We start from the raw sequence: 1,368 nt of genomic DNA on the forward strand, positions 1-1,368 counted from the left end.
GCCATCCCCTGTTTGCTGCGCTGCTGCTGCAAGTTTGGCTGTAGCTGCTGCTGGCAGGCGCCGCAAACCAAGACTGTTAGGAAAAAAGTATAAATTCGCACTTTACCCATTAACTTTGAAAACATTTTCCCCCCGGTTCTATCTACTATACTAAAGCTTAAAAAACATCCTTCTAAAGGCATGGATGTAATTTTACTTCGGATAAGAATCTTTAACTACCGCAAATTTACTATTCAAATCAGTCCGATAGCTTTGTTAAATACACTACACTCTAAGTCCAATTGTCGGAAATGTTAAGTAAGTATTAAAAAAAGATTATATGTAGCCATGGTGGTCGGCGTCCCCCTCGCCTGCTAGAATGGCTACTTAAGTAAGTAGAACAACCTCAAACCAAAATTAAAAGCAACGTTATGAAGACCAAAAATATCAGCGCATTCATCCCCGGACTAAATGCTAAAAACATGACTAACAGAGCGAGCGAAGGTGCGATCGAGAAAAAGTTAAACACCGAAAAAGTCAGCACTGCTTCGCCCGCAGTCCCCCAAGCCAGAACCACGCTAGAAGAATCAGCAGCGTCTGAAATTAGCACAACTTTTCACCCAGAAAAAGTTAGCATCATTATGCCGGCATTCAACGCCAAAGACACAATTGGCGAAGCGATCGAATCTGCGCTCAACGGCACTCACCAGAATATAGAAATCCTAGTAATTGACGACGGTTCGACCGACGGTACGGAAAACACCGTCACCGACATGGCGGCGAAAGACCAGCGAGTTAAGTATTACAAAAACCCCACAAACTTAGGAGCTTACAAATCCCGAAATCTAATGATATCCGCAGCAACCGGACAATTTATCGCCTTTTTAGACAGCGACGACACCTGGGAACCAAACAAACTAGAAGAATGTTTGAAAATGTTAAAACAGCACCCAGAAATTAAATCAGTCTGTCACGCTCTCCGCTATATAGACAAGCGTGGCAACAAAGTCGGCTACATCCCCACATATCCTACAAATCAAGAAGAATTGCAGGAGGTTCAAGAAAAGGGCACGATTCCCTGGGTTTTTCCCACAGCTTTATTAGTAGAACGAGAAGCTATCCTAGAAATGGGAGGATTTTTAGAGTGGAAAGTAGGAGCAGATACCGAGTTCACGGCCAGACTAGCTCAAAAGCACGGGATGCTAGGTACAAAAATGCCCTTAGGAAACTACCGAGTTTTGGGCAACTCTTTAACAGATAAATATTGGTTGGACAAGCGTCTAGTCATAGACTGCGTTAAAGAAAACCAACTGCGGCGGATTCGCGGTCAATCAGAGTTAACATTCACCGAATACCGAGAAATCTTTTTCCAAAACCTGCCGCCATTGA

At 43.5% G+C, this 1,368-nt stretch carries 1 protein-coding gene; it reads left to right on the forward strand.

The genetic code is table 11. The annotated features are described in order from the left end of the window. Nucleotides 1-410 precede the first annotated feature (410 nt). On the forward strand, nucleotides 411-1,368 hold a 958-nt coding region (locus ACUVJL_RS01500), incomplete at its 3' end, for a glycosyltransferase family 2 protein (protein ID WP_445244232.1).

It is taken from the genome of Microcoleus sp. OTE_8_concoct_300, assembly GCF_031383065.1.
GTDB lineage: Bacteria > Cyanobacteriota > Cyanobacteriia > Cyanobacteriales > Microcoleaceae > Microcoleus.